Origin of the sequence: Bacillus sp. PAMC28748 (assembly GCF_014250415.1) — a bacterium.
Lineage (GTDB): Bacteria > Bacillota > Bacilli > Bacillales > Bacillaceae > Bacillus > Bacillus licheniformis.
Window position 1 is genome coordinate 3,344,045 of the sequence record NZ_CP060192.1, and the last position, 15,507, is coordinate 3,359,551.

9 protein-coding genes and 1 pseudogene are annotated in these 15,507 nt (G+C 46.5%); 8 read left to right on the plus strand and 2 right to left on the minus strand.

Going from position 1 to position 15,507, the window contains the following annotated elements:
* Nucleotides 1-33 precede the first annotated feature (33 nt).
* From H7F26_RS17135 to H7F26_RS17150, 4 genes are all read left to right on the plus strand, one after another.
* Nucleotides 34-507, plus strand: a complete 474-nt coding sequence (locus tag H7F26_RS17135; RefSeq protein WP_009328118.1) for a MarR family winged helix-turn-helix transcriptional regulator — start codon at nt 34-36, stop codon at nt 505-507.
* Nucleotides 504-2,231 (plus strand): ABC transporter ATP-binding protein, encoded by a 1,728-nt coding sequence (locus H7F26_RS17140; protein ID WP_003182490.1) that lies wholly within the window; start codon nt 504-506, stop codon nt 2,229-2,231. The genes H7F26_RS17135 and H7F26_RS17140 overlap by 4 nt, the downstream gene beginning before the upstream one ends.
* Nucleotides 2,228-4,051 (plus strand): ABC transporter ATP-binding protein, encoded by a 1,824-nt coding sequence (locus H7F26_RS17145; RefSeq protein ID WP_003182492.1) that lies wholly within the window; start codon nt 2,228-2,230, stop codon nt 4,049-4,051. Before H7F26_RS17140 ends, H7F26_RS17145 begins: the two co-directional genes overlap by 4 nt.
* 233 nt (nt 4,052-4,284) lie before the next feature.
* Entirely contained in the window at nt 4,285-5,499 is a 1,215-nt protein-coding gene (locus tag H7F26_RS17150) for a cytochrome P450 (protein ID WP_003182494.1), read from the plus strand.
* A 48-nt stretch (nt 5,500-5,547) separates the two neighbouring features.
* On the opposite strand, the gene H7F26_RS17155 is transcribed toward H7F26_RS17150, so the two are convergent.
* The gene (locus H7F26_RS17155) at nt 5,548-6,264 is read right to left on the minus strand and encodes a 3-ketoacyl-ACP reductase (protein WP_003182496.1); all 717 of its coding nucleotides are present in this window, start codon (nt 6,262-6,264) and stop codon (nt 5,548-5,550) included.
* A gap of 386 nt (nt 6,265-6,650) precedes the next feature.
* On the opposite strand from H7F26_RS17155, the gene ppsA reads away from it, so the two are divergent.
* The 3 genes from ppsA to H7F26_RS17170 all read left to right on the plus strand — a co-directional run bounded on the left by ppsA (nt 6,651) and on the right by H7F26_RS17170 (nt 13,328).
* Nucleotides 6,651-9,245 (plus strand): phosphoenolpyruvate synthase, encoded by a 2,595-nt coding sequence (gene ppsA, locus H7F26_RS17160; RefSeq protein WP_017474779.1) that lies wholly within the window; start codon nt 6,651-6,653, stop codon nt 9,243-9,245.
* A 471-nt stretch (nt 9,246-9,716) separates the two neighbouring features.
* A complete protein-coding gene (locus H7F26_RS17165) occupies nt 9,717-11,141 on the plus strand; it encodes an MDR family MFS transporter (protein WP_185855197.1) in 1,425 nt (474 codons plus the stop codon).
* Nucleotides 11,142-11,288: 147 nt separating this feature from the next.
* Complete coding sequence (locus H7F26_RS17170) at nt 11,289-13,328, plus strand: molybdopterin oxidoreductase family protein (protein WP_003182502.1); 2,040 nt, start codon at nt 11,289-11,291, stop codon at nt 13,326-13,328.
* Between the two features lie 39 nt (nt 13,329-13,367).
* On the opposite strand, the gene H7F26_RS17175 is transcribed toward H7F26_RS17170, so the two are convergent.
* Nucleotides 13,368-13,844 (minus strand): MarR family winged helix-turn-helix transcriptional regulator, encoded by a 477-nt coding sequence (locus H7F26_RS17175; RefSeq protein WP_003182504.1) that lies wholly within the window; start codon nt 13,842-13,844, stop codon nt 13,368-13,370.
* A 201-nt stretch (nt 13,845-14,045) separates the two neighbouring features.
* Here H7F26_RS17175 and H7F26_RS17180 point away from each other — a divergent pair.
* Nucleotides 14,046-15,504: pseudogene (locus H7F26_RS17180) on the plus strand (MDR family MFS transporter).
* Nucleotides 15,505-15,507: the final 3 nt, after the last annotated feature.

A 15,507-nucleotide genomic window follows, 5' to 3' on the forward strand; every position in this document is an offset into this window, starting at 1 on the left:
TTAATTAATTAAAATGGAGAAGCAGGTGCTTTTATGAAACAAGATAAAGTCGGCCGCGAGACCGTTGAGCAGTTGATCGAAGCTTTCAACAGGCTGCGTTATGCGGAAATGAAACAGTCATTTCCTTCAGTTGAATGGAAAAAGACTGAGGCGAAAGCGCTGATGTTTTTAAATGAAGCAAACGGTGAAGGAAAAATGGCATCCGAAATCAGCCGCGCTTTGCATGTCACCTCCCCCTTCGTCACGCAGCTGTTGAACAGAATGGAAAAAAAAGGACTCGTTTTACGGCGCATAGATGAGGATGACAGGCGGATCGTCCGGATTTTTCTAACCGATGAAGGAAAAAAAGCGGCTGACGATGCGCTTAAAGGCCTGAACCGATGGTTCTTGCAGCTCTCGCGGTTTCTGGGCGAGGCTGAAAGCAGGCACTTCGCCGATCTGATTCATAAGCTGTCCGAGTTTATCGAACAAGGAGAAAAAACAAGTGAAAAGAAGGTTGAAAAATGATCTCACTCTTAAAATATTTAAAGCCCTATAAGCTGCAAGTGATTCTCGTCGCTGTTTTTACTTTGCTGAGCAGTGTGCTTGAGCTTTATTTGCCGACGTTGATGGCTGATGTCGTTGATGTCGGAATCGTAAACAGTGATATGCCATTTATTTTGAAAACCGGCGGCTGGATGATCGCCTGCTCCCTTCTGGCCATCATGATGACTGTCGGAAAAGCGTTTTTCGCTTCGAAAACAGCCCTCGGCTTTGGAAGAGATATCAGGCGCAAACTGTTTGTCAAAGTTGAACACCATTCAATGGATGAATTCGGAAAAATCAGTTCTGCTTCTCTCATTACCCGTACCACCAATGATGTCAAGCAGGTCCAAGATGTGCTCAACATGATGCTTTCATTGATGACGAGAGCGCCGTTAATGCTGGTCGGCGGTATTGTGCTTGCGGTTTCCAGAGATGCCAAGCTGTCGATTATATTTCTGGCCGCTCTCCCGATACTTGCAGGGCTGATTTTTCTCATTACAAGAAAAGCTGTCCCCTTATTCGGCGTCCTGCAAAAAAAGACGGATCGTCTCAACCTTGTTCTCAGGGAAGGTTTGACGGGCGTTCGTGTCATTCGCGCGTTTAACCGCGTTGATCAAGAAAAAGTCCGGTTTCAAAAAGCGAACGAAGAATTTCGCGATACAGGCATCGCCGTCAACAGAATCATGGCTTTTCTATTCCCTGTCATGATGATTATGATGAATTTCACGAACATCGCGATTATCTGGTTCGGAGGCATCCGCATCGATCAAGGCAGCATGCAGGTCGGGAACTTAATGGCTTTCCTTCAATATGCATCGATGATTCTAATTGCGCTGATCATGCTTGCGATGACATTCGTGATGATCCCAAGGGCTCAGGCATCTGCCGGCCGCATTAATGAAGTGCTGTTAACAGAGCCTTCGATTACCGATCCGAAAGAGCCGCAGAAAGACAGCGGCTTGCGCGGTTATGTTGAGTTTCAGAATGTGACTTTTCGTTATGCCGGGGCCGAAAAGCCCGTTCTCGAAGATATCTCGTTCAAGGCAAAGCCGGGTGAGACGACTGCGATCATCGGCAGCACAGGAGCGGGAAAAACGACGATTCTTCAATTGATCCCGAGATTTTTCGATATTGAAAAAGGAACTGTGCTAGTCAACGGAACAGATGTCAGAAAGATGGCGCAAAAGGAGCTTCGCGCGAAAATCGGCTATGTCCCGCAAAAAGCTTCAATATTCAGCGGGACGATTAAAGACAATATCCGCTTTGGCAAAGAAGATGCAACAGATGAAGAAATTCTGGAAGCACTTGAAACGGCACAGGCTGCCGAGTTTGTAGAAGGCAAGGAAAACGGAATTGAATCTGAAATCGAGCAGGCCGGAGCCAATCTTTCAGGCGGCCAGAAACAGCGGCTTTCCATCGCCAGGGCATTAGTCAGAAAACCGGAAATTTATTTATTTGACGACAGCTTTTCGGCGCTTGATTACAAAACGGATCAAAAGCTGAGAAAAGCGCTGAAGAAAACAACCGCTGATGCCGCCGTCATCATCGTTGCCCAAAGGGTAAGCACGATTACGGATGCGGATCAAATCATCGTTTTAAATGAAGGAAAAATAGCCGGCATCGGCACTCATCAACAATTGCTTGCTGAAAACGGCATTTACCAGGAAATCGTCGCATCACAGCAGGCTGAGGAGGAAAGCGCATGAGCCAACAACCAAAGCATCACGGCTCTATACCCAAAGGAATGCACAAGACAAAACCGAAAGAATTTAAAAAGACCCTTTTGAGATTGGCCCGCTATTTAAAACCGCGGACCTTCCAGCTGGTGCTCGTTGTCTTCGCTGCAATATTGGCGACATTATTTAATGTCATCAGTCCAAAACTTCTCGGGGACGCGACCTCTTCCCTTTTCGCAAGCTTTAAAGAAGGCACCGGTGTTCAATTCGGCTTTCTCGGCCGGATCACGCTGATCCTGGCAGGATTGTATCTGCTTTCTGCTTTGTTTACGTTCTTGCAGCATTACCTGATGGCCGGGGTAGCCCAGAAAACGATATACGAAATGCGCCAGGAAGTGAATGAAAAGCTGACGCGGCTCCCTTTAAAGTACTATGACAAGCATTCGCACGGCGACACGCTCAGCCGCGCCGTCAATGATATCGACAATATCAATACGTCATTGCAGCAGGCGCTGACGCAAATGATTACGTCTGTCATTACAATAGTCGGAATCATCGTCATGATGCTTTTGATCAGCCCTGTGCTGACGCTCGTCGTCTTCATCACGGTCCCGCTCAGCATGCTGGCCGTCCGATTCATTGCCTCATTTTCGCAGAAACACTTCGCCGCGCAGCAAAAAGAACTCGGCGACATCAACGGACACGTTGAAGAAATGTTTACGGGGCATCAGGAAGTAAAGGCATTCGGGCATGAAGAAAAAGCGATTCAGCAATTCGATGAAGTAAATGAGCGTCTTTACCAGTCAGGCTGGAAAGCGCAGTTTATTTCCGGTCTGATGATGCCGATGATGACATTCATCGGCAACCTCGGCTATGTGTTTGTCAGCATAACCGGCGGTATTTTCGTTCTTAACGGCACCCTTTTGATCGGAGGCGTGCAGGCTTTTATCCAATATACGCAGCAATTTTCCCAGCCGCTCGTTCAAGCTGCCGGAATCGCGAATACAATCCAATCGGCAATCGCATCCGCCGAAAGGGTGTTCAGTCTTTTGGACGAAGAAGAAGAAACCGGGGAGACGCCGGCTTCCATCGATACCGGCAAATTAAAAGGCGATGTATCGTTTGAACATGTCGCCTTCGGTTATGATAAAAACGTTCCGGTCATCCGCGACTTAAGCCTTCACGCCAAAGAAGGCCAGACGATTGCGATCGTCGGACCGACCGGCGCTGGAAAAACGACGATCATCAATTTGCTGATGCGTTTTTATGAACTAAACAAAGGCAGCATCAAGGTCGGCGGCACAGATATCAGCGAGCTGTCGCGCGAACAGGCGAGAAGCATGTTTGCGATGGTGTTACAGGACACATGGCTGTTCAACGGCACCATCCGGGAAAACATCGCTTACGGGCGTGAAGGCGCGACCGAAGAAGACATCATCAGAGCGGCAAAAGGCGCCTATGCCGACGATTTTATCCGCACCTTGCCGGACGGCTATGATACGGTACTTGGCGAAGATGCCCAAAACATCTCGCAAGGGCAACGGCAGCTCTTAACGATCGCGAGAGCCATTTTAGCTGATCCGAAGATTTTAATATTAGATGAAGCGACAAGCAGTGTCGACACCCGGACGGAAATGAATATTCAAAAAGCGATGAACAAACTGATGGCCAACCGTACGAGCTTTGTTATCGCCCACCGTCTTTCTACCATTAAAGATGCCGACATGATTCTTGTGATGAAAAACGGAGATATTATTGAAAAAGGCAGCCACGAAGAGCTGCTCCGCAAGAACGGATTTTATGCCGATTTGTATAACAGCCAGTTCTCCCGGGAAGAAGCCGTCAGCTAACATTGAGGCCGCACCTGATCAGGTGCGGCCTCTTTTTTCATCCATCTCTTTAGCTGATATTCCCGCTTTTTTAAGCATACCTCGCCTTTTTTCCTTTTTTAGATCCGATACTTTCGGCCAATTGACAATTTTTTCATTGTATGTCCGTTGAAACCGTTATAAAAATAGTGATAACGTTAAGATTGAACCGGCTCATAAAGTATAAACGTTTCATTTAAAGGAGAGAGTTGACTGTGGCAAATTCAAATTCACTTCAATCAAGCAAGCATTATGCCAATTGGATTCCGATGAAAGAAATCAGCTCGAGTAATGACCGGCTGTTTCCGTTTCCGATTTATAACCGGATCAGAAAGACGTCTCCTGTGCGTTACGATGATGAGCGAAAATGCTTTGATATCTTTTCTTATGAAGACGTTCAATTCGTGTTAAAAAACCCGAAGCTCTTCTCTTCAAAACGCGGCGGTAATATGGAAGGAAAAAGTATATTAACAATGGACCCGCCGAGACACACAAAAATGAGAGCCATCGTTAATAAAGCTTTTACGCCGAAAGCGGTGAAAGAGCTTGAACCGCATATCGAAGAAGTGACGGCTTTTTTATTTAACGAAGCGAAACAGAAAGAATTGTTTGATGTGGTGGACGACTTGGCTGCTCCTCTTCCCGTCATTATCATCGCTGAACTTTTAGGCGTTCCGGCTGAAGACCGCCTCATGTTTAAACATTATTCAGACATCCTTGTCGCAGGTGCGGAAGACCGCTCGGCTGAAGCCGCCGAACGGATGTACAAACGACGTGAAGAAGGCAATCGGTTTTTGGCGGATTATTTTAAAAACATTATCAAGCAGCGCAAAAAAGAGCCAAAAGACGACCTGATTTCGCTTTTACTGCGGGCGGAAGTTGACGGCAAATCGCTGACAGAAGAAGAACTGCTTCATTTTTGCATCATTCTTTTGGTCGCAGGCAATGAGACGACAACCAACTTGATCGCAAACAGCGTCCGCTATCTCACAGAAGATAAAATCACACAGGAAGCCGTAAGACAAGATCCGTCCCTCGTCCCTGTCTTTGTTGAAGAAATGCTGCGTTATTATCCGCCCGTGCAAGCGATCGGCCGCACGGCGGCAGAAGACGTTGATATCGGAGGCGTGAGGATTGCAAAGGGTTCTACAGTGATCAGCTGGGTCGCTTCAGCGAATCGTGACGAACTTAAGTTTGACGATCCTGACAGCTTCAAGCTTGATCGCAAATCAAACCCTCATATGAGCTTCGGCTTCGGCATCCATTTTTGCCTCGGCGCTCCCCTCGCCCGGCTTGAAGCGAAAGTCGCGCTCGATTACTTGCTGCGGCGCGCATACATGGAAAGGGACAGCTCTAAGGAGCTTGAAGCGATTCAAAGTCCGTTTGTTTTCGGCGTCCGCCATCTCCCCGTACAACTTTCACAAAAATAGCGCGAAAAAAAAGGACAGGCTGTTACAAACCTGTCCTTTCCCTGCTGTTTAAGGATTTGTAGACCACATGCCGGCTGATTTAATGAAAATGCGCGGATGCAGTTTGAGCTGGGCAACCATGTATTCCGCCAGATCTTCAGGCTGCATGACGCGTTCCGGATTGCCGTCTGTCAATTTTGAGTCGATTGCCAAATCCGTCGCAACCGTGCTTGGTGTAAGGGCGCTCACGCGGATATTGTGCTTTCTGACTTCCTGCATCAGCGATTCGGTCAGCCCGAGCACAGCGAACTTAGACGCACTGTAGGCGCTTGTGCCGGCTGCTCCCCTTTGGCCGGCTGTAGAAGAAATATTAATGATATCGCCGGCTTTTCTTTCAATCATTTCAGGCAGAACGGCGCGTGTTACATTGTAAACCCCCATCAGATTAACCTGGATAATATTTTCCCATTCTTCGGGAGATTGCTCAAGAAATCCTGCAAACCCGCCGATCCCGGCATTGTTAATGAGAATATCGATTTGTCCAAGCTCTTCTTTGACGGATTGGACTGCACGTTCTACAGCTGTTAAATCCTTTACGTCAGCTGCGGCTACAGATACTTTTACACCGAACGCCTTCAATTCCTCTGCCGCTTTTTCAAGATTCGCAGCTGTACGGCCGATAAGGCCGATATGTACGCCTTCTTTTGCGAGGGCAATCGCTGTGGCGCGGCCGATTCCTCTTCCCCCTCCTGTAATCAGAGCGGTTTTGTTTTGTAAGGATTGCATATGAAAAACTTCCTTTCTATTATGTATAGCACGTTTTAAATTATAGGAAAATAAAATACGCTTTTGCAAATATTACGACTTGCGAAGAATGAATGGCCGGTGCAGCTGGCACTAATCCGCAGGACGCATGAATTCAATTGCCCCTAAGTTATGTCGAATAGCAAACTTTTCCGGCCGACATCGAGGTTTTTTCTGCTCGCACGAGGAAAAGAAAAAAGAACCTGGTAATAACATCCAGGTTCTTTTGGTATTGCACAAAAACAGACGCGATGATATAATCAAATCACGCATGTTTTCAATTAAACGACATAAATATCCCATCTTACATTTTAAGTCTACCATATTAAAAAGCTCTTGTCAAATTTTTTTCGGAGGAGAGATGCAGAATGAGTCATTTGGTTCTCGGTTTTCACGAAATGGAAAAAACACAGCTTCCACTCGTTGGGGGAAAAGGATTGCATTTAGGGGAATTATCAAAAATTCAAGGGATACAAGTGCCAGACGGATTTTGTGTCACAACAGCAGGATTTCAAAAAGCCATCAAACAAAACAAATCGTTCCAAGCCTTGTTGGATCAACTGACAATGCTTAAAGTTGAGGATCGAGATCAAATCGGTGAAATCAGCAGGAAGATTCGACATACCATTATGGAAATCGAAATTCCTTCCAATGTTGTGAAAGAAGTGGCTCGCTATCTCTCCCTGCTTGGCGATGAACATGCTTATGCTGTGCGTTCCAGCGCGACAGCTGAAGATTTGCCGCACGCCTCTTTTGCCGGTCAACAAGACACTTATTTAAATATCATCGGAAAAGATGCGATCTTGCAGCATATCAGCAAATGTTGGGCTTTTCTATTTACGGATCGAGCGGTCATCTACCGCATGCAAAATGGATTTGACCATCGTCAAGTTTATTCATCCGTTATCATTCAAAGAATGGTTTTCCCGCAGGCTTCAGGGATATTATTTACCGCTGATCCCATTACTTCAAACCGAAAACTGCTATCCATCGATGCCGGTTTTGGTCTTGGGGAAGCACTGGTCTCCGGCTTGGTCTCTGCCGATTGTTATAAAGTGCAAAACGGGCAAATCGTCGATAAGAGAATAGCAGCCAAGAAATTGGCGATTTATGGGCGAAAACAAGGCGGAACAGAGACAAAGCGGATTACGCCTGATCAGCAAAAGACGCAAGCCCTTACTGACGGGCAAATTTTACAACTGGCACACATCGGAAGACAGATCGAAGCACATTTCGGCCAGCCGCAAGATATCGAATGGTGTTTGGACCGCGATACATTTTATATTGTCCAGAGCCGGCCGATCACTACTTTATACCCGATCCCTGAAGCGAATGATCAAGAAAATCACGTCTATCTATCTGTCGGTCATCAGCAAATGATGACGGATCCCATAAAACCACTGGGATTGTCTTTTTACCTGTTCATTACTCCAGCACCTATGCGCAAGGCCGGCGGGAGGTTGTTTGTTGATGTTGCGCCTAGGCTTACTACACGTATCGGCCGGGAAACTTTATTAAATACCGTAGGATCCGATCCGCTCATAAAAGGCGCACTCATGACCGTAATAGAGCGAGATTATATAAAATTGTCACCAAATGATCAAACAGCACCGATTCCTGACAGAGGGAATACGGATATGCTGGCGCAATTCGAGAACGATCCGACAATCGTTTCTGATTTGATTAAGCGCAGTGAAACATCGATAGAAGAGTTAAAACAAAATATCCAAGCGAAATCGGGATCGGATTTGTTTGATTTTATTCTGGAAGATATCCGGCAATTAAAGAAGATATTATTTGACCCGCAAAGTACGGCAGTGTTTATGGCTGCTATAAATGCTACATCATGGATCAATGAAAACATGAACGAGTGGTTAGGCGAAAAAAACGCAGCAGATACTCTTTCTCTATCTGTACCGGGTAATATTACTTCGGAAATGGGTCTGGCGCTAATGGATGTCGCGGATGTGATTCGCCCTTATCCAGAAGTGATTGATTATTTGCAGCATGCAAAAGATGATAACTTTTTGGATGAGCTGGTGAAGGTTGATGGCGGACAGGAAGCTAGGGGCGCCATCTATGCTTATCTTGACAAATACGGAATGCGCTGTGCCGGAGAAATCGATATTACAAGAGCTCGTTGGAGTGAAAAACCAATGACACTTGTTCCCATGATTCTGAATAACATGAAGAACTTTGAGCCTAATGCCGGCAATCGAAAGTTTGAGCAAGGGCGGCGTGTTGCTTTGGAAAAAGAACAAGAGTTAATAGAGCGATTGAAGCCATTACGGGATGGTGAACAAAAAGCCAAAGAAACAAAACGAATGATCGACCTCATCCGGAATTTCATCGGCTACCGGGAATATCCAAAATACGGAATGGTCAGCCGCTTCTTCATTTATAAGCAGGCTTTACTGAAAGAAGCCGATCAACTCGTACAAGCGGGCGTTATTCATGAAAAGGAAGATATATACTACCTCACTTTTGAAGAATTTCACGAAGCCGTTCGCACAAAAAAAATAGATGACAAGATCATCAGCATACGAAAAGACGAGTACAAATTATATGAAAAACTAACCCCGCCACGTGTGATCACGTCTGATGGTGAAATCATTACAGGTGATTACAAACGAGAAAGTTTGCCGGCGAATGCGATTGTAGGTCTACCTGTTTCTTCCGGAGTGATAGAAGGAAGAGCGCGTGTCATTTTAAACATGGAAAATGCCGATCTGGAAGACGGAGATATATTAGTCACCTCCTTTACCGATCCTGGCTGGACACCATTATTTGTATCCATAAAAGGCCTGGTCACTGAAGTTGGCGGACTGATGACCCATGGAGCAGTTATCGCACGCGAATATGGCCTGCCGGCAGTGGTCGGAGTGGAGAATGCTACCCAACTGATAAAAGATGGGCAGCGAATTCGCGTGCACGGCACAGAAGGGTATATCGAATTATTGTAATGCTGGCTGCTGCCCAAAAAACGGGAGTCGGCAATGCATGAAAAGAACTCTTCAGATTTGGAGAGTTCTTACCTTTTTATCCATCAGGGGAAGGATTCGGGCATGATTCTTTTCAGTCAGAACATCCGCCGGCGAAACAGGTGAAATATACCTGTAATAACGGAATGGCTTGACGAAAGGATCATCAATGCCCTTCCTCCCCCGCCTTTTCTCATGGCGCTTCCCTGCCATTTCATAATCATCCATACGTTAACTTCAAAAGATGAACCTGACAATTTTATTGTAAATATGGGTGAAACCGAGTATACTCATATAGTTGCCAATCATGAAGAAAAACGATGAACGGCGGTGGAGACACGTTATTATATAAGATGAAAAACGAAAAAAGCAAATTAGGACCCCGGAGATTCGGAGTCCTACATATCATTTGTTGTCATGTTTTTGGGTAAATTGTATTACAGGAGGTTTGATATGGAGAAAAATTTAAATTCCAAAGCAATATTAGTCACCTTCATGATTGGTGCATTTTTTGCAATATTAAACGAAACGCTGTTGAACATAGCATTAACAGAGCTGATGGAAGTCTTTCACGTTGATGCCCCGACCGTTCAATGGCTGGCAACCGGATTTATGCTTGTCATGGGTGTGTTAATGCCTATATCCGCTTTATTGATTCAATGGTTCACGACAAGACAGATGTTTATCGGCGTTATGTCGATTTTTTTAGCAGGAACCGTCATTGCCGCTTGTGCAGTGAATTTCCCGATGCTCTTGACGGGGCGCATGATTCAGGCAGTCGGTACGGGACTCTTGATCCCCATTATTATGAACGCCCTCTTGCTGATTTACCGGCCTGAAGTCCGCGGGAAAATCATGGGGACGTTCGGACTGGTCATCATGTTTGCTCCGGCGATCGGACCCACTTTTTCGGGCGTTATTGTTGACATCCTCGGCTGGCGCTGGCTGTTTATCATCGTTATTCCTTTTGCAGTATTTTCAATTCTGTTTGCGGTAAAGTATTTGCAAAATGTCGGAGAACCGATGCGCCCGCGGGCTGATTTTTTATCGATCATACTCTCAACCATCGGGATCGGCGGAATCGTATACGGATTCAGCAGTGCCGGAGAGGCTCAGGAAGGGTTTCAGTCCCCTCTGATCATCGGTGTGATCATCATCAGCCTGATCAGCATCGTGTTGTTCGTGCTTCGGCAGTTGAAACTTGAACAACCGTTGCTTGATGTGCGTGTGTTCGCCTATAAAAATTACACGCGCGGGGTCTGCCTTTTTGTGATTGTCATTATGGCGATGTTCGCTTCCGAAATTGTGATGCCGATGTATTTGCAAGGGCCGCTCGGTTTTTCAGCAAAAGCAGCAGGTCTTTTGCTTTTGCCCGGAGCCTTGCTAAACGGTCTCATGTCGCCGGCTATGGGCGCTTTGTTCGATAAGTTCGGCCCGAGAAAACTCATCATTCCAGGTACGATCGTTCTCGTCGGCGTGATGTTTTTCTTCAGCAGGATCAATCCTTCGGTGCCGATTTGGGCGTTCATTATTGTATACATCATCTTGATGCTGTCCATCTCGGCCATCATGATGCCCGCACAGACGAATGCATTAAACGAATTGCCGAAGCATTTATATCCTCATGGAACGGCAATTTCCAATACTCTTCAGCCTGTTGCAGGCGCACTCGGTGTTTCGGTGTTCGTCAGCATCATGAGCCAGGGACAGAAAAGCTATCTTGCCGGCCAAGAAGCAGCCAGCAAACAAATCGTGCATGAAGCGATGACTCATGGTGTTCACCATGCCTACTGGTTTGCGCTCGCTTTAAGCTGTATCGCTTTCTTTACCGCTTTATTTATTAAAAAAGCGGTCGCGCCTGATTTTGATAAAGAATAACCAAAAACTTAAAGGATGTCCTTCCTCGGGGCATCCTTTTTTATCATTTTTTCTGCCGGGATTCTTCCGCTCTTATTTTCAGAATTGACGACATTTTGTGATATAATGCTAGAATCATATTCATTTTATCGGAAAGGAACGGATTCCATGGAGTCATATGTTGATCAAAAAGACGGGATTTTCAAATCCGTATGTTCGCTCGACTGCCCGGATCAATGCGGGCTGCTCGTTCATAAAAAAGACGGAAAAATCGTTAAAATACAGGGCGACCCGGACCATCCGGTCACACAGGGCAATATTTGCAATAAAGTCCGCAATATGACGGAGCGTATTTATGACCCCAAACGGCTGAAAACCCCGCTGAAACGGACGGGTCCAAAAGGAGCCGGGATGTTTGAACCGATCAGCTGGGATGAAGCGATTGAAACGATTCGCACCCGCTGGCAGTCGCTCATTGAACAGGAAGGCCCCGAAAGCATTCTGCCCTACAGCTTTTACGGAAATATGGGAAACTTGACGGCTGAAGGAATGGACAGGCGCTTTTTCCACCGCCTCGGTTCCAGCCAGCTTGACCGGGCGATTTGCACCCCTGCCGGTTCTGTCGGCTATAAATACACGATGGGCGGAAGCATCGGCACCGATCCTGAAGATACAACGGAGACAAAACTGTTTATTTTTTGGGGAATCAACGCGGTCTCAACCAACATGCATCAAATCACCATTGCTCAAAAAGCCCGGAAAAACGGCGCAAAAATCGTCGTAATCGATGTTCATAAAAATCAGACCGGCCGGATGGCCGACTGGTTTATTCCGATTCGCCCCGGCACAGACAGCGCGCTTGCGCTTGGCATCATGCATGTTTTATTCAAGGAACATTTGGCTGATGAATCATTTTTGAAAGAATTTACAGTCGGCCACGAAGAGCTGCGCCGCCACGTGCGGCAATACGACCCCGCCGCAGTAGAGGCGGTCACCGGCGTATCCCGGAATGATATTATCGAGCTTGCCCGCCTGTACGGCCGCACCTCCCCTTCATTGATTCGGATCGGCAACGGTCTTCAGCATCATGATAATGGAGGAATGATCGTTCGCACCATCTCGTGCCTGCCCGCGATCACGGGCCAATGGACGAAAAAAGGAGGCGGAGCGATCAAAGGCAACACGGCATTTTTGGCCTATAATACAAAAGCATTGCAGCGCCCCGATTTATTAAAAGGCAGAACGCCGAGAGTCATCAACATGAATCAGCTCGGCAAAGCTCTCTTAGAAACCGAACCACCGATCCGTTCGCTGTTTGTGTACAGCAGCAATCCGGCCGTTGTCGCGCCTGAGGCGAACAAAGTCAGAAAAGGACTTGAGCGCGAAGATTTATTCACGGTTGTTCACGATCTATTTCTGACGGAAACGGCACGGTACGCCGATATCGTCCTGCCGGCTTCTTCCGCTTTCGAAAATACGGATTTCTATACATCATATTGGCACCATTATGCGCAGATTCAGAAGCCTGTGATTGAGAAATACGGCGAGAGCAAGTCAAATACAGAAGTATTCAGGCTTTTGGCTGAGGCGATGGGCTTTGATGATGAGCCGCTGAAAGATTCCGACGAAGAGATGATCAGACAGGCGCTTGACTACCCTGATAATCCGTGGCTCGATGGCATTGACTATGACAGCCTGACTGAAAAGCATTTTGTCAAAGCAAATCGAAAAACGGTTTTTCCTGATAAACTGCCGACGCCTAGCGGAAAAATTGAATTGTATTCAAAAATGATGGAGCAGCACGGCTATCCGGGCCTGCCGACTCATACCCCGCTCATTGAAACGGACAAGTATCCATTTTTATTTGTGCCCGGCCCGAATCACAATTTTTTAAATTCGACCTTTTCAAACAATGAAAAACATATCAAATTAGAAAAGGAGCCGAAACTTCACTTAAATATAAAAGATGCCGAAGAAAAGGGCATCGAAAATGGAGATTTGGTGAAAGTTTGGAATGACCGCGGCTCATGCATCCTGCCCGCTGCCGTCGGAGAAAACGTCCTTCCGGGCGTGGCCGTCAGCCAGGGATTGTGGGCGGATGCAGAAGGGAAGCATTATCTCGTCAATGCGCTGACGCCCGACCGTTTAGCTGATATGGGCGGTGGTGCAACTTTCTTTTCAGGAAGAGTTCAAATTGAAAAAATATGAACATCAAAAAAGACCGGTTGCAGCAAAACCGGTCTTTTATCACTTCGTCTTTTTTAAGGTTTTGGCATAATCGGCGGCAAACGCCGTGCTGTTTTTCAAAAACTTGATAATGGTTTGCAGTTCTTCCTCTGAATATCGGCTTAGAAATTCGGCAGACTCTTGCGCCAAGTCATGAAATATATGTGATATCGTCTCCAGATTTTCCGGGATCAGTTCGACTAAAAGACGCCTTCTGTCGGACGAATCCCTGATGCGTCTGACATAGCCCGCTTTCTCAAGACGGTCGATCACTCCTGTGATCGCTCCCGTTGTCAGTCCGCTTTTTGCGGCGAGCTCCCCCGCTGTTACTTGACCTTCCCGCGAGATGATCTCAAGGCATTTATGATCCGTTCCGTTCAGTCCGATTTTCTCGCCGATCGCCTGGTGCAGAAAAACGGTTGCTGTGCTGTGAAACCTCAACTGCTGTATCAGCTCGTTGACCAGCCCTTTTCCTTCAATATGATTTGTTCTTGACATCTGTAACACCCTTCTATAAAATCATTATGTCTTAGCAGCTAAGATATTTATTTCCTGATATAAATCATCATAACAGGATGAAGCGTCGATGCCAAACGCTGCTTTAGAACGAATTTATTTAAAGGAGAATAGATTGATTTGTCACAAACTCAAAATCAAAAATTAGGATTTGTTGTAGCAGGACTTTTGCTTGCCATTCTGATGGCTTCGATGGACAATACCATCGTTGTTACGGCAATGGGAACAATTGTCGGCGATCTTGGCGGACTCGACAGCTTTGTCTGGGTTGTATCTGCCTTTATGGTCGCTGAAATGGCCGGTATGCCGATATTCGGCAAGCTGTCGGATATGTATGGCAGAAAACGTTTTTTTTCTTTTTGGCAGCATCGTTTTCATGGCGGGATCAGCATTGTGCGGAACGGCTACAACCATTGAGCAGCTCAGCATATACCGCGCGATCCAGGGAATTGGCGGAGGCGCGCTCATTCCGATTGCTTTTACGATTATCTTTGACATTTTTCCGCTGGAAAAGCGCGGTAAGATCACTGGACTTTTCGGTGCTGTTTTTGGCCTTTCAAGCATTTTCGGACCGCTCATCGGCGCCTATGTCACTGACTACATCAGCTGGCACTGGATTTTTTATATGAATCTGCCGCTCGGTATGGTTTCTTTTATTTTCATTCTTCTATTTTACAAAGAGACGAAACAGCATGAAAAGCATCGTATTGATTGGCTCGGAGCGATTACGCTCGTAGGGGCGGTCGTATGCCTCATGTTTGCGTTGGAGCTCGGCGGCGGGAAATACGCCTGGGATTCGAATGTCATCCTTACCCTTTTCGGAAGTGCAGCCGTCTTGTTGGTTTGCTTCCTCATGATCGAGCGCAAAGCCAGTGAACCGATCATTTCGTTTCATCTGTTTAAAAACCGGCTGTTTGCCGGCAGTACGCTTGTCGCCTTATTTTATGGAGGGACATTTATTTCAGCGACCATCCAGATTCCAATCTTTGTTCAGGGTGTTTACGGAGATTCGGCGACAAACTCGGGACTTGTGCTTTTGCCGATGATGCTCGGCTCTGTCGTATCAGCACAGCTTGGCGGATTCTTAACAACAAAAATGAGCTATCGGAACATTATGCTCATCTCTGGATTGGTTCTCGTCAGCGGATTTTCTTTATTAAGCACGCTTAACATTGACACTCCGCGTTTATTATTAACCATGTATATGATCGTCGTCGGCTTGGGAGTCGGTTTTTCTTTCTCTGTATTAAGCATGGCAGCGATCCATCATTTCGGCCCGGAGCAGCGCGGCTCAGCGACATCTACGAGCAACTTTATGCGCTCTCTCGGCATGACGATCGGCGCCAGTATGTTCGGGATGATTCAAAAAAACCAATTTTCAGAACAGCTGGAAGATATGTTTAAAAGCAGCGGCGCTTCAAATTTCGCCTCAACGAATGACGCCGACCAGATTTTATCAAGTGCACGGGCATCACTGCCGCCGGATGTTTTACATAACATCACCGAAGCGCTATCAAATTCGATTGTTCACACGTTCATTTGGGCGATTTCCCCAGCAGCGGCCGCCTTTTTACTGGTGTTCTTCATGCCGAATGACAGGGTGAAAGTGAACGCAAAAAAGGAAGTGAACAAAGCCGGCTGAACC